This is a genomic window from Quatrionicoccus australiensis, from assembly GCF_020510525.1.
Lineage (GTDB): Bacteria > Pseudomonadota > Gammaproteobacteria > Burkholderiales > Rhodocyclaceae > Azonexus > Azonexus australiensis_B.
The window spans coordinates 1432184-1455902 of record NZ_CP075188.1; the positions used below are offsets into that span (position 1 = coordinate 1432184).

General features: G+C 63.1%; 22 protein-coding genes. 10 read left to right on the forward strand and 12 right to left on the reverse strand.

What is annotated here, in order from left to right:
* Positions 1–11 precede the first annotated feature (11 nt).
* A complete protein-coding gene (locus KI612_RS19820) occupies positions 12–137 on the forward strand; it encodes a hypothetical protein (protein WP_264180820.1) in 126 nt (41 codons plus the stop codon).
* Positions 138–148: 11 nt separating this feature from the next.
* On the opposite strand, the gene KI612_RS06895 is transcribed toward KI612_RS19820, so the two are convergent.
* From KI612_RS06895 to nhaR, 4 genes are all read right to left on the reverse strand, one after another.
* Entirely contained in the window at positions 149–1780 is a 1632-nt protein-coding gene (locus KI612_RS06895) for an NAD(P)/FAD-dependent oxidoreductase (RefSeq protein ID WP_226443078.1), read from the reverse strand.
* 87 nt (positions 1781–1867) lie between these two features.
* A complete protein-coding gene (locus KI612_RS06900; RefSeq protein ID WP_226443079.1) occupies positions 1868–3034 on the reverse strand; it encodes a GGDEF domain-containing protein in 1167 nt (388 codons plus the stop codon).
* A gap of 173 nt (positions 3035–3207) precedes the next feature.
* Positions 3208–3618, reverse strand: coding sequence for a YkgJ family cysteine cluster protein (locus KI612_RS06905; RefSeq protein WP_226443080.1), 411 nt, complete (start codon positions 3616–3618; stop codon positions 3208–3210).
* Positions 3619–3660: 42 nt separating this feature from the next.
* Positions 3661–4578, reverse strand: coding sequence for a transcriptional activator NhaR (gene nhaR, locus KI612_RS06910; RefSeq protein WP_226443081.1), 918 nt, complete (start codon positions 4576–4578; stop codon positions 3661–3663).
* A 158-nt stretch (positions 4579–4736) separates the two neighbouring features.
* Between nhaR and nhaD the strand changes: the two genes are divergently transcribed.
* Positions 4737–6020: a sodium:proton antiporter NhaD gene (gene nhaD / locus KI612_RS06915; protein WP_226443082.1), complete on the forward strand. Its 1284-nt coding sequence runs from the start codon at positions 4737–4739 to the stop codon at positions 6018–6020.
* Between the two features lie 3 nt (positions 6021–6023).
* Here nhaD and KI612_RS06920 read toward each other — a convergent pair whose 3' ends face one another.
* A complete protein-coding gene (locus KI612_RS06920; protein ID WP_226443083.1) occupies positions 6024–6788 on the reverse strand; it encodes a TSUP family transporter in 765 nt (254 codons plus the stop codon).
* 94 nt (positions 6789–6882) lie between these two features.
* On the opposite strand from KI612_RS06920, the gene KI612_RS06925 reads away from it, so the two are divergent.
* Positions 6883–7773 (forward strand): LysR substrate-binding domain-containing protein, encoded by an 891-nt coding sequence (locus tag KI612_RS06925; protein ID WP_226443084.1) that lies wholly within the window; start codon positions 6883–6885, stop codon positions 7771–7773.
* A 182-nt stretch (positions 7774–7955) separates the two neighbouring features.
* Complete coding sequence (locus tag KI612_RS06930; RefSeq protein ID WP_226443085.1) at positions 7956–9161, forward strand: hypothetical protein; 1206 nt, start codon at positions 7956–7958, stop codon at positions 9159–9161.
* A 260-nt stretch (positions 9162–9421) separates the two neighbouring features.
* Here the strand turns inward: KI612_RS06930 and KI612_RS06935 are convergent, their stop codons facing one another.
* From KI612_RS06935 to KI612_RS06950, 4 genes are all read right to left on the reverse strand, one after another.
* Positions 9422–10123, reverse strand: coding sequence for a histidine phosphatase family protein (locus KI612_RS06935; RefSeq protein WP_226443086.1), 702 nt, complete (start codon positions 10121–10123; stop codon positions 9422–9424).
* Between the two features lie 14 nt (positions 10124–10137).
* The gene (locus KI612_RS06940; RefSeq protein WP_226443087.1) at positions 10138–11505 is read right to left on the reverse strand and encodes an esterase-like activity of phytase family protein; all 1368 of its coding nucleotides are present in this window, start codon (positions 11503–11505) and stop codon (positions 10138–10140) included.
* Between the two features lie 136 nt (positions 11506–11641).
* Positions 11642–12295, reverse strand: coding sequence for an oxygen-insensitive NAD(P)H nitroreductase (gene nfsB, locus KI612_RS06945; protein ID WP_226443088.1), 654 nt, complete (start codon positions 12293–12295; stop codon positions 11642–11644).
* A gap of 310 nt (positions 12296–12605) precedes the next feature.
* Positions 12606–12893 carry a putative quinol monooxygenase gene (locus KI612_RS06950; RefSeq protein ID WP_226443089.1) on the reverse strand — a complete coding sequence of 96 codons (288 nt, stop codon included), beginning with the start codon at positions 12891–12893 and terminating at the stop codon, positions 12606–12608.
* A gap of 129 nt (positions 12894–13022) precedes the next feature.
* Between KI612_RS06950 and KI612_RS06955 the strand changes: the two genes are divergently transcribed.
* The 5 genes from KI612_RS06955 to KI612_RS06975 all read left to right on the forward strand — a co-directional run bounded on the left by KI612_RS06955 (position 13023) and on the right by KI612_RS06975 (position 18995).
* Positions 13023–13925, forward strand: coding sequence for a LysR family transcriptional regulator (locus tag KI612_RS06955; RefSeq protein WP_226443090.1), 903 nt, complete (start codon positions 13023–13025; stop codon positions 13923–13925).
* 244 nt (positions 13926–14169) lie between these two features.
* Entirely contained in the window at positions 14170–15819 is a 1650-nt protein-coding gene (locus tag KI612_RS06960; RefSeq protein WP_226443091.1) for an OFA family MFS transporter, read from the forward strand.
* A 233-nt stretch (positions 15820–16052) separates the two neighbouring features.
* A complete protein-coding gene (locus KI612_RS06965) occupies positions 16053–17579 on the forward strand; it encodes a transposase (RefSeq protein ID WP_226443092.1) in 1527 nt (508 codons plus the stop codon).
* A gap of 77 nt (positions 17580–17656) precedes the next feature.
* Entirely contained in the window at positions 17657–17815 is a 159-nt protein-coding gene (locus KI612_RS06970; protein ID WP_226443093.1) for a hypothetical protein, read from the forward strand.
* 94 nt (positions 17816–17909) lie between these two features.
* Positions 17910–18995, forward strand: a complete 1086-nt coding sequence (locus KI612_RS06975; RefSeq protein ID WP_226443094.1) for an IS110 family RNA-guided transposase — start codon at positions 17910–17912, stop codon at positions 18993–18995.
* Positions 18996–19278: 283 nt separating this feature from the next.
* Here KI612_RS06975 and KI612_RS06980 read toward each other — a convergent pair whose 3' ends face one another.
* The gene (locus KI612_RS06980; RefSeq protein WP_226443095.1) at positions 19279–19767 is read right to left on the reverse strand and encodes a hypothetical protein; all 489 of its coding nucleotides are present in this window, start codon (positions 19765–19767) and stop codon (positions 19279–19281) included.
* 353 nt (positions 19768–20120) lie between these two features.
* On the opposite strand from KI612_RS06980, the gene KI612_RS06985 reads away from it, so the two are divergent.
* Complete coding sequence (locus tag KI612_RS06985; protein WP_226443096.1) at positions 20121–21146, forward strand: methyltransferase; 1026 nt, start codon at positions 20121–20123, stop codon at positions 21144–21146.
* Between the two features lie 183 nt (positions 21147–21329).
* On the opposite strand, the gene KI612_RS06990 is transcribed toward KI612_RS06985, so the two are convergent.
* Together KI612_RS06990 and KI612_RS06995 are read right to left on the reverse strand one after the other, a co-directional pair.
* Entirely contained in the window at positions 21330–21902 is a 573-nt protein-coding gene (locus tag KI612_RS06990; protein WP_226443097.1) for a DUF1415 domain-containing protein, read from the reverse strand.
* Positions 21903–22042: 140 nt separating this feature from the next.
* Complete coding sequence (locus tag KI612_RS06995; protein WP_226443098.1) at positions 22043–23701, reverse strand: CorA family divalent cation transporter; 1659 nt, start codon at positions 23699–23701, stop codon at positions 22043–22045.
* Positions 23702–23719 lie beyond the last annotated feature (18 nt).

Here is a 23719-nt window from a genome sequence, read left to right on the forward strand (position 1 = left end):
GGAGTACGAGCATGGGCAAGACGACGAAAAGCAACAAGGAAACCAAGAAGGCCGCTGTGTTGACGCCGAAGGAAAAGAAATCCGCCAAGCAGGTCAAGAAGCACGCCGGTGACGTCGCGCCCCTGATCCACCGCTAGGCGTTTTCAGTTCAGGCAGCGCCCTTGAGCATGCTCAGGGCGACCTGCTCGGCGACCTTGATGCCGTCCACCGCCGCCGACAGGATGCCGCCGGCGTAACCGGCGCCTTCGCCGGCCGGAAAGAGGCCGTGCGTATTCAGGCTCTGGCATTCGGCATTGCGCGTGATGCGGATCGGTGACGAAGTGCGTGTCTCGACGCCGGTCAGGATCGCATCGGCCATCGCGAAGCCGCGAATCTGCTTGTCGAAAGCCGGGATCGCCTCGCGCAGCGCTTCGATCACGTAAGCCGGCACGCAACTCGCCAGATCGGTCATATGCACGCCCGGCTGGTAGGACGGATCGACCTCGCCCAGCGCGGTCGACGCCCGGCCGGCGAGGAAATCGCCGACCCGCTGTGCCGGTGCGGCATAGGTGCCGCCGCCGGCGACGAAAGCCGCCGATTCCCACTGCCGCTGAAAGTCGATGCCGGCCAGCGGATTGGTCTTGAAGTCGCCGGGAAAATCCTCGGGATTGACGTTGACCACCAGCGCCGCGTTGGCATTGCGCTCGGCGCGCGAATACTGGCTCATGCCGTTGGTCACGACGCGGCCTTCTTCCGAAGTCGCCGCAACCACCTGGCCACCCGGACACATGCAGAAACTGTAGGCGGTACGCCCGTTCTTGCAGTGATGCACCAGCTTGTAATCGGCGGCGCCGAGCAGTTCGTTGCCGGCATTCGGGCCGAAGCGGGCGCGGTCGATCAGGGCCTGCGGATGCTCGACGCGGAAACCGATCGAGAAGGGTTTGGGCTCGATATAAACGCCCTGCGCGTGCAGCATCTGGAAAGTGTCGCGGGCACTGTGGCCGATCGCCAGCACGACATGCCGGCTGGCGAGCGAGCTGCCGTCGGCAAGCGTCACGCCGGTGACCTGGCCATCTTCGATGTCGATACGGTCGACCTTGCTCGAGAAGCGGATTTCACCGCCCAGCGCGGTGATCGTCGCGCGCATGTTCTCGACCATCTTGACCAGGCGGAAGGTGCCGATGTGCGGCTTGCTGACGTAGATGATCTCTTCCGGCGCGCCGGCCTTGACGAATTCCTCGAGCACCTTGCGGCCGTGGAACTGCGGGTCCTTAATCTGGCTGTACAGCTTGCCGTCCGAGAAGGTGCCGGCGCCGCCTTCACCGAACTGCACGTTCGACTCCGGGTTGAGCTTGTTGTCGCGCCACAGGCCCCAGGTGTCCTTGGTGCGCTCGCGCACGGCCTTGCCGCGTTCGAGGATGATCGGTTTGAAACCCATCTGGGCCAGCATCAGGCCGGCGAGCAGGCCGCAGGGGCCGGTGCCGATGACGATGGGCCGCTCGTTCAGCCCGGCCGGCGCCTGCGCCACGAACTTGTAGTTGGTGTCCGGCGTCGGCGCGATGTGGGCGTCGTTGTTGGCCGCCTTGAGGCGCTGCACGACCGCGGCTTCGTCGCGGATCTCGACATCGAGCGTGAACACGAAAACGATGTTGCTGCGCTTGCGGGCATCGTAACCGCGACGGAAAACCGTGAAATTCAGCAGGTCGACCGGTGCGATGGCGAGGCGTTCGACAATCGCGGCACGCAGGTCGTCGTCGGTGTATTTCTTGAGCGGGAGCTTGATTTCGGTCAGGCGCAGCATGGTGTCTATCCGTGGGGGCGCATTGCGGGCGCGTATTCTAACGCAGGCCGGGCGGGCCGCCGAGCAGCGCGCCACCGGCCGGGAAAATCAGGTCGCAGCGGCGGTCGACCGGTGTTCGATCAGGCGGCCGCGGCCGGCATCCTTGGCGGCGTAGAGCGCCTCGTCGGAACGCAGGAGCAGCGCGCCCAGTTCGCTTTCATCGGCCAGGCAGGCCAGGCCGGCGCTGTAGTCGAGCGGAAAGCCGAGCGTTGCCGCGGCGCGGGCGTGCAGGGCGCTGCGCAGGCGATGGTCGAAGGCGCGCGCGGCGCCGGCCTCGGCCATCGGCAGCAGGACGCAGAACTCCTCGCCGCCGATGCGCGCGACGATGTCGCCGCTGCGCTGCTGCTCGCGCATCAGTTGCCCGAACAGGCGCAACGCTTCGTCGCCCTTTTCATGGCCGTGTTCATCGTTGACCCGCTTGAAATGGTCGAGGTCGAGGGAGAGCAGGGCAAGCGGCTGGCGGTAGCGGCGGGCATTGGCAAAGGCGCGTTCGGCCTGCTCGTTCCAGCCGCGCCGGTTGAGGATGGTGGTCAGCGGGTCGATCACCGCCTGGTCGCGCAATTGCTGTTCCGCCTCTTCGCGCCAGGCAACCAGCACCGAAACATTGGTCAGGACCAGCGTCGCATTGGCGACGACGAGGGCGAGCAGGTTGATCGGGTGCGGCGCCGCGAAATTCGGGTACAGTTCGCTGAAAAAGGCGCCGAGGATGCCGCGGGCCAGGGTCAGTGTCGCCATCGTCGAGCAGCAGATGAACAGCGCGTGCCGCCAGCGACCGCGCAGCGCGCTCGATGAATTGAGGGTGGCGCTGGCGAGGATGGCGATTTGCAGGGCGATCAGCGCATTCGACCAGCCGACCCGCCAGGCGTAACTGTCGAACAGGAGCACGTAGCCGATCGGCATGGCGATGACCAGCGCGAGCAGGAGCGGCGCAAAGCGGCGCGGCCCGAGCCAGCGGCCGAGCGCCTGATAGAGCAGCCAGTTGCTGGTGCTGAAACAGGCCATGGAAATGGCCGACAGCACCAGGTTGGGCCAGCGCGTATCCCATTGTTCGGAGAGGATGACGGCGATCCAGGCGCCGGCATGCACGATCAGCGACAGACGAGCCGCGTGCGCGGCCGGGCTCAGCGCCCGCCCCATGATGACGGGGAGCAGAATCGCCAGCGCCAGCAGATTGACGACGTTGACGACGAGCAGGGTTTGCGGATCGAGTGCCATGGCGGGCTATTCTGGGTGGTGGCCGGGAATTGTCAAAGCGGAATCCGGCCATTCGGGTCGGGGCCTGCTCGGGCAAGGCATTCGGGCAAAGGTTCCCGGAGAAAGCCGGTGCCGTACGGTCGACGCCGCCGGGAAGGCCTTTTTCGGCCCGACCGGCTGGCGGTCGACGCGGCTCAGGCCGGCGTTTTTGCCGCGCGCCGGGCGAGCAGCGGCAAACCGAGTTGCTGGCGCAGTTTCTGGCAATCGGGATTGGGCGTGCCGTCGGCCTGCCAGTTGGCAAATTCGCGGCAGGGCGTCGGGCGCTTGCTGTAGATCGTGCAGTGGATGCCCGGCCGGCCCAGTTCGCCGCGCAGCGCGACGCAGCGTCCGTGGCCGCTTTCGGTGCCCTGCATGCAGGCAATCAGCGGGGTGACCTGGCTGGTCAGCTCGGCCGGCACGAAACCGCCCAGGCCACCGGTCAACTCGCCGCAATAGAAGGAAACGCGGTAATGCGCGCAGCAGGCGCCGCAGTCGAGGCAGGGATTGTCCGGCGTCGCGGACGCCGGAGCAGCGGGAACCGGGGAGGCGTGAATTCCTTGGCTCATCTTCGGAAAACGGGAAAAACATGGACAGGGACGCGAATTTAATCAATTCGGCCCGGTTTTGTCAGCCTCCGCTGGGTTGCCCAGGCGCTGCGCCGCTTCGATAACGGCGAGCACGCTCGGGTGGGTCAGGCGGCGCTCGACCGAGATGGCGAAATAACTGACCTGGACCTCCGTCGTCCGGCCGAGCACGGCCAGCTTGCCGGACGCGACGAATTCCTCTTCGGCAATGCTCGCGATGGGAAAGGCGCCAATGCCGCGCAGGCCGAAGGCGGCCATCAGCGCCGTATCGTCGAACTCGCCGACGACGCGGGCGCGGATGCGCTTGCGTTCGAGCCAGGGCTGCAGGCTCTTGCGCAGGGTCGAGTCCTCGCCCGGCAGGAGCAGCGGCAGATGGTTGAGGCAGGCCGGAAAGTCGGCGGCATGCAGCGCTGCTTGTTCACGGGTAACCAGGAAGGAGACGCCGGAATCGAGCAGGCGATGGTTGTAGGCGCGCACGCTGAAACCGGGCGGCAGCGGGCCGTCGGAAATGACCATGTCGAGCTCGTGGACCGCCAGTTGCGCGAGCAGGCGGTCGAGCTGCCACTCGCGGCAGGCGAGGCGGGTCGGTTGTTCGCCGCGGATCGCCGGTTCGAGCAGCGTGCAGGCGAGCGACTTGGGCACCGCATCGGAGACGCCGACGCGGAACTCGGTCGGCCGGCCCTGCGGATGATGCTTGATCATGACCTCGAGTTCGGCGCTCAGCGCGAACAGCTCGTCGGCGTATTCGAGCGCCATCTTGCCGGCCTCGGTGAGCACGATGTTGCGTCCCTGGCGGGCGAACAGCTCGGTGCCCAGGCTGCTCTCGAGCAGGCCGATCTGGCCGCTCAGTGTCTGCGGCGTGACATTGATCGCCGCGGCGGCGCGCGCCACGCTGCCGGCCCTGGCCACCTGCCAGAAGTAGAAGAGATGTTTGTGATTCACGGGAGCTGGTTATCCATCGAGAAAGCCGCATGATTAACTGAAATAAATCGAATTTATTTTAATCCGCACATGCGCTAACTTGCTAACCCGATTCCGCGCGGGCCGATTCTGCTCATCGTCCGGTCCGTCACGCCCAGTCCCCTTCTTCGAGGTTTTGCATGCTTTCCGCCCTTGTCGTCGTTTTCATCATCGCTTATGCCGCGATCGCGCTCGAGCACCCGCTCAAGATCAACAAGTCCGCCTCGGGCCTGATCGGCGCCGGCCTGCTCTGGACAATTTATGCCATGGTCCAGGGCGATCCGCACCTGGTCGGCGAGCAACTCGGCGAGTCGCTGACCGGCACGGCGCAGATCGTCTTCTTCCTGATGGGGGCGATGACCATTGTCGAAGTGGTCGATGCGCACAACGGTTTCGAAGTCATCACCAAGCGCATCCGGACGACCAAGTTGTCGTCGCTGATGTGGCTGGTCGGCTTCGTGACCTTTTTCCTCAGCGCCATCCTCGACAACCTGACCACCACCATCGTGATGATCTCGCTGGTGCGCAAGCTGCTCGCCAAGCACGACGACCGCCTGTTCTTCGCCGGCATCATCGTCATCGCCGCCAACTCGGGTGGCGCCTGGTCGCCGATCGGCGACGTGACGACGACCATGCTGTGGATCGGTGGCCAGATCACTTCGCTTGCCATCATCAAGTCGGTGCTGCTGCCGTCGCTGGTCAGCATGCTGGTGCCGATGGCGATCACTGCCTGGGTCCTGCGTGGCAAGGAGGTGGTCAGCCCGGAAGCGGTCGATAGCGATCACGGCCTGCACACCACCGAGTTCGAACGCAACCTGATGTTCTGCATGGGGATAGGCATCCTGGTTGCCGTGCCCGCCTTCAAGACCGTGACCCACCTGCCGCCTTTCATGGGCATCCTGTTCGGGCTGGGCCTGCTCTGGCTGGTCGGCGATCTCGTGCATCGCCACAAGGAAGACGAATTCAAGATGCATTTCACGCTGGCGCACGCGCTGAGCAAGATCGACATGAGTTCGCTCGTCTTCTTCGTCGGCATCCTGCTCTCGGTCGCCACGCTCGAGCACACGCACATCCTGACCTCGCTCGCGCAGTGGCTGGATGCCGCGGTCGGGCGCCAGGAAATCATCGTGCTGATCATCGGCATCGTCAGCGCCATCGTCGACAACGTGCCGCTGGTCGCCGCCTCGATGGGCATGTATGACCTGGCGCGCTTCCCAGCCGACCATTTCCTCTGGCAGTTCCTCGCCTACTGTGCCGGCACCGGCGGTTCCATCCTGATCATCGGCTCGGCGGCCGGGGTCGCCGCGATGGGCCTCGAGAAGATCCACTTCTTCTGGTACGTCAAGCGGATCAGCGGCCTGGCCCTGGTCGGCTACTTTGCCGGTGCCGCCATTTTCCTCGTCCAGCGCGGGTTGACCGCCTAGGGGCTAGAGCGCGAAACGCAGCAGCAGGCTGGCGCCGCTTGCGATCAACAACAGGTTGAGCAAGCGTGCCAGCTGCTCGCGGCTGATCTTCAGGTCGATATGCCGGCCAAGCCAGACGCCCGCCGCCATCGCCGGCAGGAAGGCGAAGGCGGTGAGCAGCAGTTCCAGATCAAGCAGGCCGAGCGCCAGGCAGAGCACGATGCGCCAGGCCGTAGACAGGCCGATCAGCACTGCCTGCGTGGCGCGAAAGGCCTCGCGGCTGGCCAGGTGGCGTTCGAGATAGCTGGCGTAGATAAAGCCGCCGCTGCCGAACAGCCCGCCCAGTACGCCGCCGAACAAGCCGCTGGCCAGCGCCCGCCGGCCGCTTGGGCGGTTTTCCCCTTTTTTGCCGAGTAGACCGCGCAGGCCCTGGCTGATGATGAACAGGCCGAGCGCTGCTGCCAGCGGCGCGGCCGGCAGGCGGGCAAGGAGCACCACGCCGAGCAACTGGCCAAGCAGCATGCCGGGAAAGAGGCGAGCGAAAGCCGGCCAGTCGACATGCCGGCGCGCCTGCCAGCCGCGCAGCGCCGAGCCGCCGCAATCGAGCATGGCCAACAGCGGCACGCTGCGCGCCACCGGCATGAGCAGGGTCAGCGGGCCGCCGGCAAACAGCGCCGAGCCGAAGCCGACCAGCGTGAACACCGTGTAGGCGGCGGCGACGGCAAGCATCGCAAATATCAGGCTGCCCGGCTGGGCGAGCAGGTCGGCAAGAAAATTGAAGTCGCTCATCGCGTCGGGCTCCGTGGATTGATGCCTTCAATTCTCGATGTGGCTCAGGTATAAGACAAATATCGAATATCAAGCCAATCTATTCAATAAAAGCATGCCTAGCCTGAAGCAGATCCGCTATTTCCTCAGCGTCGCCGACCTTGGTGGCTTCACGCCGGCCGCGGCCGGCCTGTTCGTGGCGCAACCGGCGTTGAGCCGGCAGGTCGCGCTGCTCGAAGAAGAACTCGGCTTCGCGCTCTTCGTGCGCGAACCGCGCGGCGTGCGCCTGACGCCGGCCGGGGCGCTCTACCGCGAGCGCGTGCTTGGCGTCGAACAACTTCTCGCCGGCGCCGCCGAAGAGAGCGGCCAGTTGGCGAAAGGCGAAGCCGGTGTGCTGCGCCTGCTGCATTCCAGTTCGCTGCCGGCGCGCAGCCTGTTGCCGGCGATGCAGCGCTTTCTCGCCGAATCGCCGCGGGCACGCATCGATCTCGACCGCATCGCCTCCGAAACGCAGATCAGCGAAGTCGCCGCCGGCCGCGCCGACCTCGGCATCATCCGCCTGCCGGTCCTGCGCCGCGACCCGGCCGTCCGCCTGCTTGATTTGCCGCCCGAACGCCTGTGGGTCGCCCTGCCGCCGGCGCATCCCCTGGCCGGGCGCGATACGCTGCTTCTCGCTGAACTGCAGGACGAAGCCTTCGTCTCCGCCGTGCACCGCGAACGCGGCGGCCTCGCCCGGCGCGTCACCGAGCTCTGCCTGCAACGCGGCTTCGTGCCGCGTACCGCCCGCATCATCTCGCGCAAAACCTCCATGCTCGACCTCGTTGCCGCCGGCCTCGGCATTGCCGTCGTCCCCGCCGGCATGACCCCGTCCACCCCGACCGGCATCACCTTCCGGCCGCTGGCCGATGCCGATGCCGAGGCGCACAGCGCGCTGCTGCTGCCGCTGCAGGCATCGCCGCTGGCGGAGCGGTTTGTCGGGGTGGTGCGGGAGATGCGGGGTGGGTGAGGCTGCTTGTTGTTTGTGTGGGTAGGAAATCGGGCGGGAAGCGCCCAACTGTGGTCATACGGCTTCTCCTGATAGCCGAAGACGAAATGACCGCTGTACTCGGAGAGCAGCTGTATGGCCTACGAGAACTACTCAGCCAAAGCTGCATTACCCGGAACCTCTTGAGTTACGATGAGAATGCAATGAAAGAATACCAAGACACCGAAACAGGGATGGTCTATGCGTTTGAGGACGACTACGATCCCTTCAGAGCGAATAATAGGAACATCCCTAAGACGCTCACGGCTGCTGTCAAACCGAAACCCGACGATTCTCATGTCTGGTATCAAAATACTTGGATCAAACAAGAGGATGCCCCGGCTGGTTATACACCGCCAATATCGGGTGTTCCCTCGTACAACCCCGCGTGGATGGCTCATTTGCGTCCTTGCAGTGCTGTCCATCGGGACGCTTTCTCAGGCTTGAACGTTACGCTCGACCAGATCAATGCGAACTCATATGACGGAAGCAAGCTTGCTGAGGTGGTCACACTACTACCTCTCGGGAATTCAAGCGGAATTCCAGCCCTCGTTAGTTACGATGGAGCCATAGCGATTCCCCAGTGTGGCGACTTCCCTACTCGGGTTGATGGGGGGCGCAAGCTCAATGAGATACTTTGCAGCCTTCTCCTTGGCGGCGTCCATGTTGAGGTTCTTCGCTCCGAGGAAGTCGTTATCGGAGCGTTGCACGATAAGACCAGTCTCTTTGCATATACCCCATCACTCCACGCAACCCTTCGGTTGAACTGGGCTGCTCCGACAGATCGTTTCGGGCCTTTGATGCACCCAAGAATCCTGATGGCGGATGAGATGCACAAGGCATTTCACCAGGGGCAACACGTCATTCAATCGATGGTCTCTTTCTCCCCGTTCTTCCTGCTGAGTGGCTACACGGCAATGGTGTATCGGAATAACAGCGATGCACTCAACAACCTCTGGATAACTGTTGAGCAGCTTACGGAGCATCTATGGGGTGAGCAGTACCTGAAGAACAGGAGCAGCTTTCCTGCCTATGTTGCGAAAGCCCACTCGAAGCCAAAGATCAAGAAGACACTTGGCCGTATTTCCACAAAGCACAAACTTCTGTGCCTATCGAATATTTTCAGCAAAGATTGCTACCGAGTCCTTACCCGTGCGCGGCGAAAACGCAATGAGCTCGCACATGAAGGTGTTGTACCTGACGCTGGTCTCATAGAACGGTTGTGGAGTGTGCTTCCTGAACTTATCGAAGTGGCCTCTGGTACTAGACCCTTGGGATTGAGGCGACTCAGTGGAGGTGCAGTAGAGAATTGGGATATTCCGGCAAGAACTGACTTCGATGAGTGGGTAAACCTTGCGGAGGCTCTTTAGCTGACAGGCTGCTAGTCCAGCATGGATGGTAGCTTCGCTCAGAAACCTGCCTTTGGAAACTCTGCGGTGCGAAACCGGATTGGGCACCTTGTCGCCATAGCCAGGCAGTAAATGCCTCCAGTGTTCCTCATAGTGCGCTAAGAACACTGGCTAAAGCCCGTCACCCAACCTCCACCCAGGCAAAAAAGCCCTTCCCCAGCGGTCGACCGCTGAAAAAGGGCAAAAACCGCCGGTTGTCGCGACCGGCGGAGGGCTGGTGTTCAGAGTTGTTCCAGCGTTTCCTTGGCTATCAGTTTCCAGACTTGCGCTGCGGCTTTGCCGCGCAGGCGGACGAGGTAGATTTCGTCGTTGCCCTGCTTGATGCGGCTGACCGCTTCGCCGACTGGAATCTGCAGCAGATCGGCGAGGATGAGCGGGGTGACGCCGCCGTGGCTGACGATCAGCACGCTGCCGTGACGGTGCCGGGCGCGGATTTCGGCAATCGCCTGGGCGACGCGGCGGGCCTGGCTGGCGACGGATTCACCGCCGTCCAGGCTGTCTTCGAGATTGCCGCTGCGCGCCTTGAATTCGGCGCTCAGTTCGGCGTCGCGGCCGTCTTCGTACATGCCTTCAAATTTGCCGAAGCTGCGTTCGGCAAGCGCGGCGAGCGGCTTGCCGGCCTGGCCGGGGCGGGCCAGCGCGGCGGTCTCGCCGGCGCGCGCCAGGCTGCTGTGATAGATGGCGGCAAAGCGGATGCCGGCCAGCTTGTCACCGAGCTGGCGGGCCTGCGTCCGGCCGGTTTCGTTGAGGTGGTTGTCGGTGCCGCCCTGCAGGCGTTTTTCCAGGTTCCAGTCGGTCTGGCCGTGGCGCGCCAGGTAGAGATCGAGCACCGGCTCGCCGGCCTGGGCCAGGCCGCTGGCGAGCAGAAGCAGGAGCGGGAGCAGGATGGCGGCGAGGCGGCCGGTGAAGTGGGTTTTTTTCATCGTCGTCTCCGCGCTCAGCGTGCCTTGAGCAGTTCGGGCACGTGCAGCAGGATGAACTCATTGTCGTCCTGGCGGTTGGGCTGGCGCGCGGCCGAGTAGGGCAGGTTGTTGTCGTTGGCGACGACGATGTGCTCGGCGTCGACGACATCCACATCCTCGATGGTGACGAAGGGGAAGGTGAATTTGCCGTCCTTGCCGCCACGGCGGGCGAGGCCCTGCGGGTCGCGGATGTCGAGCAGGTCGATGTGGCCGATCTTTTTCACGAAGCCTTCGCTGTCGGCTTCGCCCAGGCTGATCTTGTAGATGCGCTTGAATTTTGCCGGCACATTCTGGCAATCCGGGCGGGCCGGGCCGTTGCAGGCGTGCTCGGGCAGGCCTTCGCCGTTGTCGCGCTCGATGATCAGGCCGCTGTCGGCGTCGATCATGTTGAAGTCGCCGATGTTGTTGCCGTTCTGCTCAAGCGGGTACTTCCACGAGCGGCCGGTCCATTCGCCCTTGGCGACGCTGAATTCGAGGATGCGCAGGTATTCGCGGCCGTCCTTGTTCTCCCATTTCTTGTCTTCGGCGTTCCAGAGCGGGCCTTCGAGCAGCGGGTAGAGGAACTGGCCGTCCTTCGACGCGGCCATGCCTTCGTAACCGCGCGAGCGGCGGGCGACGGTGGTGAAGGCGCCGGAGGTGGCCGGCGTGGTCACGCTGTAGTGGTCGGGTGATTTGAGCGTCTTGCCGTCGACCTTGGTCTCGAACACCGCGAGCACCTTGCCCTTGCGGTCGGTCTTGATCAGGTAAGGGCCGAGTTCGTCGCCAAACCAGACGGCGTCGCCGATCGGCTGGATCGACTCGATGTCGAAGTCGGCGCCGGTCAGGTAGCGCTGCTTGGTGCCTTCATTGACGATCAGGAAGGGCACCTTGCGTTCCGGGTCGTGCAGGAAGGCGGTCTTGTTCAGCTTGACGCCGCCCTTCTGCCAATCCGGCTGCAGGCGGTGGAACATCAGCATGGCATCGGCGCTGTTGTTCTTGGCGCCGTAGCCATTGTCCTGCAGCACCCAGAAAGTGCCGTCGCCGTTGCTCTTGATCCCGGAAAAACCCTGCACCGGCTGGCCCTTGAAAGGCAGCGGCACGCCGGTCGGGCGCGGCACGCCCTTGTCGGAAAGGTAGGAATGACCGGGCAGGCTGCCCGCGGCATCGACGCGGCGGCCGTCGGCGGCGGTGTATTTGCCGGAAATCTTCAGGCTTTCCGGCGCATCCTTGGGCGGAGCCAGGAAGGTTTGCGCCGGCAGCACGGCATGACCGGTCAGCGTGGCGGGAAAGGCCTGGTCGGCGAGCGACAGCGTCGGCGCGAGCGCGGCCGACAGGGCAAGAACGAGAGCGGAAGGCTTGAGCATGGAGATTCCCGGAGCAAGTGGAGACGATGCAAGCCTATGCATGTCGCGTTGCAGGGGAATGACGGGCAGATGACTCCGCCGGCCCGGGGGGCGGGCAAGGTCGGGCCCGCCGCAGCAAGCCCGACCTCGGGAACGATCAGATGTGCGTGATCAGCGTTTCTGCCGGCAGGCGCGATTTCGGCAGCTTGGCGTTGAAGTCTTCGCTGCTGTGGTAGCCGAGGCTGGCGATGACGACGCTGCTCAGGCCTTGTGCGGCGAGGCCGAGTTCGGCGTCGAGAATCTTTGCGTCAAAACCTTCCATCGGGCAGGCGTCGATTTCCAGCGTCGCGGCGCCGAGCAGCAGGGTGCCGAAGGCGAGGTAGAGCTGCTTTTCCATCCACAGCCGGGCGTCCTTGTATTCGTTGGCGTGCAGGTCGGCGTAGAAGCTGCGCGACTTGTGCTGGCCGGCCTTGGCGTCCGGCGTCGCGAAGCGGCCGTCCTTGTCTTCCTGTTCGAGCACGGCGAGTAGGTGATCGCCATCGAGCGCTTCGCGCACGCAAAAGACGACGACGTGCGAGGCATTGAGGATTTTCTGCTCGTTGTAGGAATAGGCACCCTGCGCGGCCTTGGCGACGCGCGCCTTGCCTTCCGGCGTGCTGGCGACGACGAAGTGCCAGGGCTGCGAATTGACCGAGGAGGGCGCATAGCGCAGCAGGGTTTCAAGCTGGGCGAAGGTTTCGGCGGGAATCTTGCGGGCCGGGTCGAAGGCCTTGGAGGTGTAACGGGTCTGGGCGATTTGGGCGATGTTCATGGATGGTTTTCTCGCGGGTAAATTGGCTGTTTTTTCGGGTTGACCGGTGGGCGTTTCAGAAGCTGTTCATGATTTTTCGCTTGTCATTCAAACCCCTGATGAAACTACTAAGCAACCGACTAAGCCGCCAAAGAACGGCGGCCAAGTCTCTGCTTATCCCCAGCCCTCCCCTTATTAGGGGAGGGTGCTCGCCGGTGCGCGATTTGGGGTGCTCCTCCCCTGTCAAGGGGAGGTCGGGAGGGGTTTTTCAGACGTATCAAATAATGCCGCAGCTTGGTTTCATGACTTTCGGAAGATCGTGAATAGCCTCTCAGGACAGCAGGTCGAGACGGTCAATGTTCACGCCCGTGACCTTGCCGTCGAGGGCGGCACCGAGCGCGGCGAAATGCGGCGTCGCCATGTGGCGGTCGAGCGTCGCGTCGTCCTGCCAGCGTTCGATCATCACGAAGCGGTCCGGGGTGTCGCGCGCGGCGTGCAGGTCGTAGTGCAGGCAACCGGCTTCGGCGCGGCTCGGCGCGACGACGGCGAGCAGGGCGGTATGGACTGCGCTGCGGTGTTCGGGCTGGGCGGTGATGGTGGCAACAACGCTGAGGGGCATGCGGATACTCCGGTGGATGGGTGACGCGGCCATCATCGCCGAATTCGATCTATTAAAAAACCGCTGTTTGACTAATTTATTTTCAAATATTTTTTGAAAATAGGCGGCAATCCTGCCTAGAATTTGCCCATGAACACCCTGCGCGATTTCGAACTCTTTCTCCTGGTGGCGGATTACGGCAGCCTGTCGGCCGCGGCGCGCCGCCTAGATATCACGCCGGCCGCCGCCAGCGTCGCCCTGAAACGCCTCGAGGCCGAGGTCGGCGTCCAGCTCTTCCGGCGCTCGACGCGCAGCCTGCGCCTGACCGACGAAGGGCAGGTCTTTCTCGAACATTGCCGCCAGGCCATGCAACTGCTCGCCGACGGGCGGGCCGCGGCGCTGACCGGCTCGGCGGCCTTGCGCGGCGTGCTGCAACTGTCCATCCCCTCCGATTTCGGGCGCAACGTCATGCTCGGCTGGCTCGACGATTTCCAGGCGCTGCACCCGGAGCTGACCCTGCGCCTGCTGCTCAGCGACCGCAAGGCCGACATCTTCCGGCAACCGGTCGACCTCGCCTTCCGCTACGGCAAGCTGCCCGATTCCTCGCTCGTTGCCTTGCCGGTGGCGCCCGATAACCGGCGCGTCCTCGTCGCGTCGCCGGCTTACCTCGAACGCCACGGCGCGCCGGCGCACCCGGACGAACTGGTCGGCCACAACTGCCTGTGCTTCCTGCTCGGCGAGCAGGTGCATGATCGCTGGCGCTTCTTCCGCGATGGGCAGGAGCTGTCGGTACAGGTGCGCGGCAACCGCATTTCCGACGACGGCGACGTCGCGCGGCGCTGGGCGCTTGCCGGCCAGGGCATCGCCTACAAGTCAGGCCTCGATGTTGCCGCGGATCTGCAAGCCGGCCGCTTGCTCCGGCTCTGCCCCGAATTCACCGGCGAACCGGCGCCGCTGCACCTGCTTTGCGCCGACCGCCGCCAGATCAGCCCGGTGGTGCGCGCATTGCGCGAGTTCGTGACCGGGCGCTGCGCGCAGTTGCTGGGCGAGTAGCGAAGACACTTCGGATTTGCCGGATCTCTGCCGCTTGATGCGCCAGTGCCGGCGCCGGGAGGGCTGGCGGGCTTCCGGCAAGCCTGCAATCAACGCAGGGAGCGCCTTTTGCCTCCGAAATGCCCCGTTTTCTTGCGGCCAGGTAGCCATCTTCGCCGAAAACCCGGCCTCGATCGGAGTAAAATCCCGTCCCCCTGCTTATTCGCCTCTCTGGCGGATTGCCAAAATCTCCGGGAGACCTTCCATGGCGGCCAATCCAGCCCCCGCAACACCTGACTTTTTCGACCGTCGCCGTACGGTTGCCCAGCCCGGCTTCAACCGCTGGCTGGTGCCGCCGGCCGCGCTGGCCATCCATCTGTGCATCGGCATGGCCTACGGTTTTTCCGTGTTCTGGCTGCCGCTGTCGCGCGCACTCGGCATCACCAAGTCGATCGAATGCGCCAAGGACATGGGTTTCTTCGAGCAGGTGTTCAGCAGCGGCTGTGACTGGAAGATTTCCATGCTCGGCTGGATGTACACGATGTTCTTCGTCTTCCTCGGCTCCTCGGCCGCGATCTGGGGCGGCTGGCTGGAAAAGGCCGGGCCGCGCAAGGCCGGCGTCGTCTCGGCGGTGTGCTGGTGCGGCGGGCTGGTCATCTCGGCGCTCGGCGTGCATCTGCACCAGATCTGGCTGCTCTGGCTCGGCTCCGGCGTGATCGGCGGCATCGGCCTGGGCCTCGGCTACATCTCGCCGGTCTCAACGTTGATCAAGTGGTTCCCGGATCGGCGCGGCATGGCGACCGGCATGGCGATCATGGGCTTCGGCGGTGGTGCGATGATCGGTGCGCCGCTCGCCGACAAGCTGATGAAGTACTTCGCGACGCCGACCTCGGTGGGCGTGGTCGAAACCTTCCTCGCGCTGGCCGCGATCTACTTCGTGTTCATGATGGCCGGGGCGCTCGGCTACCGCGTGCCGGCCGAAAACTGGAAGCCGGCCGGCTGGACGCCGCCGGCCAAGGCGAAGACCTCGATGATCACCGACAGCCACGTGCACCTCGACGTCGCCTGGAAGACGCGCCAGTTCTGGCTGATCTGGGCCGTGCTCTGCCTCAACGTGACGGCCGGCATCGGCATCATCGGCATGGCCTCGCCGATGCTGCAGGAAGTCTTCGCCGGCAAGCTGATCGGCGTCGACGTTGCCTTCAACGACCTCGATGCCGCGCAGAAGGGCGCCATCGCGGCGGTCGCCGCCGGCTTTACCGGCCTGCTCTCGCTGTTCAACATCGGCGGACGCTTCTTCTGGGCCTCGCTGTCCGACCGGATCGGGCGCAAGGCCACCTATTTCACCTTCTTCCTGCTCGGCTTCGCGCTCTACGCCGCCATCCCGAGCACGGCGCAAGCCGGCAGCCTGGCGTTGTTCGTCGCCTTCTTCTGCATCATCCTGTCGATGTATGGCGGCGGCTTCGCGACGGTGCCGGCCTACCTCGCCGACATGTTCGGCACCCGCTTCGTCGGCGCCATCCACGGCCGCCTGCTCACCGCCTGGTCGGCCGCCGGCATCTTCGGGCCGGTGCTGGTGAACTACATCCGCGAATACCAGCTCGACCAGGGCGTGGCGCGCGCCGACGCCTACACCATCACCATGTACATCCTGGCCGGCCTGCTCGTGCTCGGTATGCTCTGCAACTGGCGCATCCACCAGGTAGCGGAAGAACACCACATGACGCCGGCAGAACTGGCCGAAGAAAAGAAGGGTGCCGACGACACGCACCAGCACTTCGTCGAAGACGTCTCGGCCCTGGTCAACGAAGCGAGCCACTCCTGGCGCGTCTTCCTCGCCTGGCTAGCCGTCTGGATCCCGCTCGGCTGGGGCGGCTGGATGACGATTCAGAAGACGGTCGTGTTCTTCAAGTAAGACCGGTATGGCGCGGGGAGCGGGTGCAATGCCTGCTCGCCGCGTTGTGGTTTTTGGATTTTTTTGGTGGTTGACCGGTGGGGCGGGTGGTTGGCCTTGTCGCTGTAATTGCCAGCCTAAATAAGCGGGCGCTCAGAACGAAGCTGTAGAAAAATAGTATTCATGCCCGCATCGTGCCGTGAACCATATGGAATAACAAGGCTCCAACCTGAAGACGAGTTCAGGAGAAGGCCATGGCCCGCTACAAAGCAATCGACACCAGCCCGAGGTTTCTGGCGGTGGATCTGGAGAAGCAACTCCTGCCGGGCAGTTTCGAACATGCCGTGCATCACCTGCTTGAGCACGAATTCGACCTTTCCCTCTTCGACACCCGTTACCGCAATGACCAAAGCGGTGCCTGCGCCTACCCGCCGGGGATGCTGCTCAAGGTCATTCTCTGTGCCTACGCTCAGGGTGTGGTGAGCAGCCGGGGCATCGAGCGGCTGTGCCGCGAACACGTCACTTTCATCGCTCTCAGCGGCGACTCCGCGCCGCACTTTACGACGCTGGCCGCCTTCGTTTCCAGCCTCGACGAGGAAGTCGCCCAACTCTTCGCCCAGGTGCTTTACCTCTGCGACCGGCAAGGCCTGATCGGCCGGGAGATGTTCGCCATTGACGGCGTCAAACTGCCAAGCAACGCCTCCAAAGCCAGAAGCGGCACGCGCGCTGACTTCGCCCATCAAGCCGACAAACTCGAAGCCGCTGCCAGGAAGATGCTTGAGCGCCACCGCGCAAATGACAGCCTGCCCGTCGAACCCGACCTTGCCGAGAAATCCCGGCAAAAGGCCGAAAGCCTGGGGCGTGAAGCCGCCGAACTGCGCCAGTGGCTGGCCGATCACCCGAAGGATCGCAAAGGCAGCAAAGGCGCCATCAGGAAGAGCAACCGCACCGATCCGGACAGCGCCAAGATGGCGACCGGCAAAGGCGTCATACAAGGCTTTACTGGCGTGGCAGCGGTCGACGCCAAAAATCAGGTCATTATCGAAGCGCAAGCCCATGGCACCGGTTCGGAACAGGAACTGCTGCTGCCGGTCGTGCGCGCCACGCAAGCCCAGGCCACCCCGGATACGCTCTACACGGCCGATGCCGGCTACCACTCAGAACGCAACCTCAAGGAACTGGCCAAAGAGAACATCAACGCCCTGATTGCCGACAACGGCATGCGCCAACGCGACGAACGCTTCAAGGACCAGGGCAAACACAAGCAGAAGCCTGATCCGCTCTACGACAAGGCGCACCCGAAGAAAGCCGCCAAACGTTACCGGCCGCAGGACTTCACGCTCGATCCGGCCACTGGTATTTGTAGCTGTCCAGCCGGCAAGCAGCTCTACCGCAACGGCACGAACTGCATCCACAACGGCCGCCTCGCCACGAAATACAGCGGCACCCTGCGCGATTGCCTACCCTGCGAACAACGCGCCAAATGCCTGCGCACGCCGGAGAAGACCCAGGTTCGGCAGGTTGCTTTCTTCCGCGGCAAAGCCAATACAACCGAAGAAAGCCACACCGACCGGATGAAGCGGGCCATCGACAGCGAAGAAGGCAAAGCCCGTTACGGGAGGAGGTTTGCCACGGTCGAGCCGGTGTTTGGCAACCTGCGGCACAACAAGCGGCTGGATCGGTTCACGCTACGCGGGCGCAAGAAGGTCGACACGCAATGGAAGCTGTATTGCCTGGTGCACAACATCGAGAAACTGGCGCATCACGGGTTCGGGCAGTAGGCAACAAGAGAAGGAATCTCCCTGCCAGGCGGTTGCCGCCATCCCCGACAGGAGGGCGCAGCGGTTGACCAGTTCAAATGCATGAAAAAGCAAAAAGGCGCAAAGAAAACCTGCGCCATTTTTTTGCCGGAAATCGGGCTGGAAAAGGGTTTTTCTACAGCGTCAACGTTTTAGGTAAGGGGCGCTGCGCTGCGCTTTATCGCGCAGCGTCCAGCGACCGGAGGGAGCGGCCTTGACTGATGGGATGGACTCCCCCGTCTTTTCAGCGCTCAATTGGCGTTGCCGGTGCTCATGGGGATGGGGATCGGTCTTCGACGAAAGGAGTCCGAAATGCATGCTACTACCGTTGCAGTTGATCTGGCCAAGAGTGTATTCCAAATCGCTATTGCCGATGCGCATTGGAAAGTCATCGAGCAGCAGCGCCTGACCCGTAGCCAGTTCGAACGCTGGTTCCACAACCGGGATGTCGGGCTGGTTGTCATGGAAGCCTGCGGTTCCGCGCACCACTGGGGCCGCTGGCTCAATGGGCTGGGGATTGAAGTCAAACTACTGCCTGCCGCCTATATCCGGGCTTATGTGAAGCGCAACAAGACCGACGCCGCCGATGCCTGTGCCTTGCTTGAAGCGGCGCGTTGTGCCGACATCGTGCCGGTGCGGGTGAAATCCGTCGAGCAGCAGGCACTGCAGGGCTTGCACCGCATCCGCTCCCGCTGGATGGGCACACGAACCTCTCGCATCAACACCCTGCGCGGTTTCTGCCGGGAGTTCGGCCTGGTCGTGCCGCAAGGTGCGCGCACCGGCGTCGAAGCGATGAGCCGGGCGCTGGCCGATCCGAATGCAGCGATCCCGCTGTTGATCCGCGAATCCATGAAATTACTGATCGAGGAAATTCGCCTGCTCGAACTGCGCATTGCCCAACTGGAGAAGGAGCTGACTTCGTTGGCCCGGCAAAGCCCGGCCTGTACCGAACTGCTGACCATTCCCGGCATCGGCCTGCTGACAGCCACCGCCATGGTTGCCGCCACCGGCGGCAGCGTTAGCCACTTCAAGGATGCCCGGCACTTTGCCAGTTGGTTCGGCCTGACGCCGAAGGAATTCTCCTCCGGCAACAGTCGCAAGCTCGGCCGGATTTCCAAAAAGGGAGATCGCTATCTGCGCATGTTGCTCACCCATGGCGCCCGCGCCGTGTTGCGGGCGGCCGAACTGGCCAGGCGAGCTGGCAAGCCGCTTGATGGCTTGCGAACCTGGGCCACCGAGATCCAGGCACGGACCCATCACAACAAGGCCGCTTGTGCCCTGGCCAACAAGTTGGCCAGGGTCTGTTATGCCGTGCTGCGTGATCACACGCCGTTCGGGAGTCCTCAGCCCCGTCAGGAAAAGAAGCTCGCCCGGTCGACTTTTGCCATTGCTGCCTGAAAGGAGAAACCGTGTTTCGTTGTTCCCCCTCCTCGCGTTTGCTTTGAGACTGATCGCCCATCATGGCTAATTGGGTCGCACCCACACGGATTGACGCCGATAACTCTGCCGGCAGCTTCATGCGTGCCGCTCGTACCGATTGGCGCTCCGTGGGCAGATTCCATGTCGGCACGGGTCAAATAGAACCCACTATCGATGCCGGATATACGACTGCATGCGTAATCCAACAGCCAGACCTATCGATCAGTTTCCTTGCTTTTTGGGGGAGTCCATATACGCAATGTTAGGAGCCGGGCTGAACCGACCGAAGAATTTGAACATAACGGTTTTGATTAGCAAGAAAATCTTGGCGATCAGTTGTGAATGTGATTGAGGCATAAGCCTTGCCAAGGTTTGCACATGCAACTACGTAGAACGTGGGCTTGGTTTCGCCCGGCCAGACGCCTTCGAACTCGCGATAGATGACAGAGATCTTTTCGGTTTTAAGTTTTTTAACTTGGCTTGTTGGTTTGTACCAGTCATGAACCGAGGAAAATCTATAGTTTGAAAATTCCTCTAGGTTTCCACCCTCTTTCGCGTATGCGGATGCAGTAAGCGAAACCCGCTTATCTGGCGACGAAAATGAAAAATATTTTCGGTCGTTGTTATTCACCCAAGACTTTGGAAGTTGGATAGAAAAGACATTGTCGCCAAAGACATGGGCGACCGATTCTTCTGCAATAGCGCTAAATGGGGCCAGTAGCAGACATAACGAGCTGATGAGCTTTTTCATCTGAAGGCTCCTAACGTGAAGTGGACGGCGTTTTTGATGTATACGCTGGCTCGGCGCCGTATACGCTGGATAACGAGATACTCTGGATGTAAGACACAGCGGGCCTTTTTGCTGATTTGAAAGAATATTCATGGGAATGGATGGCGGCCCAACACGGCGCAGCAAGATCCCTTCCCCGATTCTGCCTGCTGCTAACCCTTTTGTCATTTTGTTGTCGAGCGTTGCCAAAAATGACGGTTGATGGGGTTTCCGAGGTCTGTACCGGTCGACCACCCAAAAACAGCAAAAACCAGCCGTCTACCGCCACACATCCGTAAAATGCCTCCCTTCGTTTCCCCCGCCAAGGTTCGCCAATGACACTCCCTTCCCACAAACCCGATGTCTGCCTGCCGACCGGTTCGGCCGAGCTGGCGATGCTTGATGTCTATATGCCGATGATGAAGTCGGCGGCGATCATTTCGGCGGGGCGGCTAGGGTTGTTCGAGGCGCTGGCGGGCGGGGCGCTGGGGCTGGTCGAGCTGGCGGCGAAGATCGGCAGCAGTGCGCGTGGCACGGCGACGTTGGCGGATTTCCTGGTCAGCATTGGTTACCTGGAGAAGCAGGGCGAGGCGTTTGCCAATACGGCGAGCACGCAGCGCTGGTTCACCAGTGCCGGCCGGGTCGATTACACGCCGGGTCTGCTGTGGACGCACGAAGCCTGGCCGATGATGGGCGAGCTGGCCGAGGCCGTGCAGCGCGGCGGGCCGGAACAGACGCTGTGGCAGGCGATGGAGGAAAGGCCGCAGCTCGGGCCGGTGTTCTCGTCCTACATGGCGGCGTTTGCCGGCGATCTCGGGCCGGATCTGCTCAAACATGTGCCGATTGCGCCGGCGCAGCGTCGGCTGCTCGATCTGGGCGGCTCGCACGGCCTGCATTCGATCCGCTTTTGTCAGGCGCATCCGCAGTTGCAGGCGCAGATCGTCGATTTGCCGAGCGCTTTGACCAACACGCCGGCAACCATTTCCGCGGCCGGCTTGAGCGAGCGGATCAGCCTGACGCCGGGCAATGTGCTGGACCACGACTGGGGCAGCGGGCACGACGTGGTGTTCTACCTGTCGGTCGCCCACAACCAGACGGCGGAGGACAATCGCCGCGTCATCGCGCGCATTGCCGAGTCGCTCAATCCGGGCGGTTTGCTGGTCATTCATGAATACATCGAGGACCGGCCGCTCAACGCCTTCGTGGCCGCCTTCCGCCTGACCCTGCTTTACGAGACCGGCACGCAGACGCACCGGTCGGAAGACTACGCTGGCTGGCTGGCGGAGGCGGGGTTCAGCGAGGTGATGCGGATCGACCTGGATCCGCGGGAAAAGGGTTCGTTGCTGCTTGCCCGGCGCTGATTGCGGGGAGTTGGTTTCGGGCTCCCGCGGCTAGAAACCCCTCCCGGCCTCCCCTTTTCAGGGGAGGTGCAAAACATCCCGGCTCAACCGACCTTCCTCTCCTGAGAGGGGGAGGGGTTTGCGGTCAGGCGAAGCGAGGCCGGTGCCCGGACATATGTCCAGGCAAGGAGCGTGGGCTGCTTCCTATACCAGCCAGAGCTTCTTCCAGCCTTCGTGGCCGATGCGTTCCATGGTTTCGATATTGCGCTCGAAGATGCTCTCGGCGTCCGGAAAGGCGGCGACGGCGCGGTCGATGCTGCTTTCGCGCAGCAGGTGCAGGGTCGGGTAGGGCGAGCGGTTGGTGAAATTGGCGATGTCGTCCGGCTCGCTGCCGGCGAACTCGTATTGCGGGTGCAGGCTGGCGATCTGGAAGACGCCGTCGTAGCCGAGGTTGCGGTTGAGCGCATCGACTTCGGCGAGGAAGAAGTGATAGTCGAGGAAATCGGTCATCGCCTGCGGGTGGATGAGCAGCGTCGTGTCGAGTTCGGCCGGGTCGGTGTCGCGCAGGCGGTTGAGTTCGCTTTCGATTTCGGCGAGCAGCTCGTCGGCCGTCGTCGCAGCGGTCAACGCGTAGCGGACCTGCTTTTTGACGAAGACGCTCTTGGCGAACGGGCAGAGATTGAGACCGATCACGGCGCGTTCCAGCCACAGCTTGGTGTTGGCGATGATTTCGTCGCTGGCGGCGACATCGGTGTAAGGCATGAGCATCTGGGGCATGGCGGCAGACCTGGCAGAAGGGAGGGCTGACCGTCGGTCCGGTCAGGGCGTTTTGCTAACGGCCCTGAACACAGGCTGCGCGCGGGAAGTGCGGCGTTGCACCGGGCTGGCCCGGCGCAACGTCCGCCATTTTAGCCGCTTCAGCGTTCCTTGTTGCCGATCACGCCCCACAGGGCGCGGAACTTGCCGGCGAAGGTCAGTCTTTCGTCGGACATCGCTTCGAGGAAATCGGACAGGCGTTTCGACTTGGCGACGGCAAAAAGCACCAGGGCGATGAAGACCGTGGTCGCGATCAGGCCGTGCATGGCGCGTTCGAGGATGGAACCTTCGCCGAAGGCGATGATGTTCATGCCGAAGTAGCCGGTGGTCACCGTGGCGATCAGGCCGAGGATGGTGATCACGGTCAGGCGGACGACGGTGTTCGATTGCCGGCGCTGCGAGTCGCTGTCGAGGTAGTGGCTCATCTCGCGAATTTCGTCGCGCACGTCGTGGTACATCGCGTCGTTGCGCAGGTGGTCGGCGCAGAGGCGGTAGATGGCCTGCACGTGCGGCCGTTCGGACAGTTCGTGGAACCAGTAGCGGTGCGTGAAGCGCAGGAAAGTCTCGAAATTGGCGCGGATGCGGCGCTTGAAGCGGCGCACCGAGATGTCGTTGCGGATGTCGAGGTCGTTCACCGCATCGACCAGCACTTCGGAAAAGACGAGCAGCGAGGCGCGGTGCAGGTGGGCGATCAGGAAAACGAGGAAATACTGGTGGCGGAACTGCGCCAGCACGCCGCGCTCGCCATCGACGAAAAAGGGCGAGGCGGCATCGCCGACCACGGTGAAGGCATTGCCGGTGCACATGAAGCGGGTGTTCGGGCCGGCTTCGCTGTCGGTCCAGAAACGGTCCTGGCAGAAGCGCTTTTCGAATTCGATGACCATCGGCTCGTTGACCGGCAGCGTCTCATCCGGATGCAGCATGGTGGCGAGGCCGAGACGTACCCAGTCTTCGCGGCGGAGGCTGCGCGGCCGGTCGACGGCAAGAAAGGCCATGATCGGCATGCGCTGGTATTCGACCAGGCGGTAACGCAGGTCGCCGGGTTCGTCGGAATGCGCCAGCACGAGCGGCCGCAGCAGGCTGGCCCAGTGTTCGGAAACGCAGGGGCTGCGGTGCTGGCAGACGTAGCCGAGATACTTTTCGCGGCGCTCGGCATCGGAGCGGGCGACGACCTCGCCGTCGGCATTCAGCCATTCGGCGAGATAGACGTTGTGCAGGCCTTCGCCGCCTTCTTCCCAGCCCGACGGATAGGCGCGCCCGAAGCGGAACAGGATGTCGCGCGCCGTGGCGAGCGGCAGGTCGGTGGCGCGGACTTCGAGATTGAGCTGGACGAGGTCGAGATCGTGGAAGAAATACAGGTCGAGGTGCACGATATGCAGTTCGACCGGTTGCTGGCCCTTGCGCAGGGTCAGGCGCAGGCCGGTGATGTCCTTGCGCCGGAAGACGTGCATCGGCGAGTTGCCGGGCGGGTCGTCCGGTGCGCCGTGGTGCGAGCGGCCTTCGCCATAGAGGAAGCGCTGCACGTAAGGCAGGAAGGAGACGAATTCGCGGTAATGCCGCTCTTCGAACTGGCTCGGATCGTCGGTGAATTCATCGTCGATCAGGCGCCACGGGTGGCTGCCCTGGCGGGCTTCGAAGAATTCCCAGTGGCGGCCATCGCTGCCGTCGGTGGCGAGCGGTTCGAGCTGCAGCGGCCAGACCAGGCTGGCGTGAAAAAGCCGGACCAGGTCGTCGTCCTGGCGAGTGGCGGTCAATGGCACGAATACTCCCTGCGGTGA

What these genes read in the sequence shown, in the direction of transcription:
- KI612_RS19820 (WP_264180820.1), top strand. Translation starts at nt 12, where the DNA reads ATGGGCAAGACGACGAAAAGCAACAAGGAAACCAAGAAGGCCGCTGTG.
- KI612_RS06895 (WP_226443078.1), bottom strand. Translation starts at nt 1,780, where the DNA reads ATGCTGCGCCTGACCGAAATCAAGCTCCCGCTCAAGAAATACACCGAC.
- KI612_RS06900 (WP_226443079.1), bottom strand. Translation starts at nt 3,034, where the DNA reads ATGGCACTCGATCCGCAAACCCTGCTCGTCGTCAACGTCGTCAATCTG.
- KI612_RS06905 (WP_226443080.1), bottom strand. Translation starts at nt 3,618, where the DNA reads ATGAGCCAAGGAATTCACGCCTCCCCGGTTCCCGCTGCTCCGGCGTCC.
- nhaD (WP_226443082.1), top strand. Translation starts at nt 4,737, where the DNA reads ATGCTTTCCGCCCTTGTCGTCGTTTTCATCATCGCTTATGCCGCGATC.
- KI612_RS06920 (WP_226443083.1), bottom strand. Translation starts at nt 6,788, where the DNA reads ATGAGCGACTTCAATTTTCTTGCCGACCTGCTCGCCCAGCCGGGCAGC.
- KI612_RS06925 (WP_226443084.1), top strand. Translation starts at nt 6,883, where the DNA reads ATGCCTAGCCTGAAGCAGATCCGCTATTTCCTCAGCGTCGCCGACCTT.
- KI612_RS06930 (WP_226443085.1), top strand. Translation starts at nt 7,956, where the DNA reads ATGAAAGAATACCAAGACACCGAAACAGGGATGGTCTATGCGTTTGAG.
- KI612_RS06935 (WP_226443086.1), bottom strand. Translation starts at nt 10,123, where the DNA reads ATGAAAAAAACCCACTTCACCGGCCGCCTCGCCGCCATCCTGCTCCCG.
- KI612_RS06940 (WP_226443087.1), bottom strand. Translation starts at nt 11,505, where the DNA reads ATGCTCAAGCCTTCCGCTCTCGTTCTTGCCCTGTCGGCCGCGCTCGCG.
- nfsB (WP_226443088.1), bottom strand. Translation starts at nt 12,295, where the DNA reads ATGAACATCGCCCAAATCGCCCAGACCCGTTACACCTCCAAGGCCTTC.
- KI612_RS06950 (WP_226443089.1), bottom strand. Translation starts at nt 12,893, where the DNA reads ATGCCCCTCAGCGTTGTTGCCACCATCACCGCCCAGCCCGAACACCGC.
- KI612_RS06955 (WP_226443090.1), top strand. Translation starts at nt 13,023, where the DNA reads ATGAACACCCTGCGCGATTTCGAACTCTTTCTCCTGGTGGCGGATTAC.
- KI612_RS06960 (WP_226443091.1), top strand. Translation starts at nt 14,170, where the DNA reads ATGGCGGCCAATCCAGCCCCCGCAACACCTGACTTTTTCGACCGTCGC.
- KI612_RS06965 (WP_226443092.1), top strand. Translation starts at nt 16,053, where the DNA reads ATGGCCCGCTACAAAGCAATCGACACCAGCCCGAGGTTTCTGGCGGTG.
- KI612_RS06970 (WP_226443093.1), top strand. Translation starts at nt 17,657, where the DNA reads ATGCATGAAAAAGCAAAAAGGCGCAAAGAAAACCTGCGCCATTTTTTT.
- KI612_RS06975 (WP_226443094.1), top strand. Translation starts at nt 17,910, where the DNA reads ATGCATGCTACTACCGTTGCAGTTGATCTGGCCAAGAGTGTATTCCAA.
- KI612_RS06980 (WP_226443095.1), bottom strand. Translation starts at nt 19,767, where the DNA reads ATGAAAAAGCTCATCAGCTCGTTATGTCTGCTACTGGCCCCATTTAGC.
- KI612_RS06985 (WP_226443096.1), top strand. Translation starts at nt 20,121, where the DNA reads ATGACACTCCCTTCCCACAAACCCGATGTCTGCCTGCCGACCGGTTCG.
- KI612_RS06990 (WP_226443097.1), bottom strand. Translation starts at nt 21,902, where the DNA reads ATGCCCCAGATGCTCATGCCTTACACCGATGTCGCCGCCAGCGACGAA.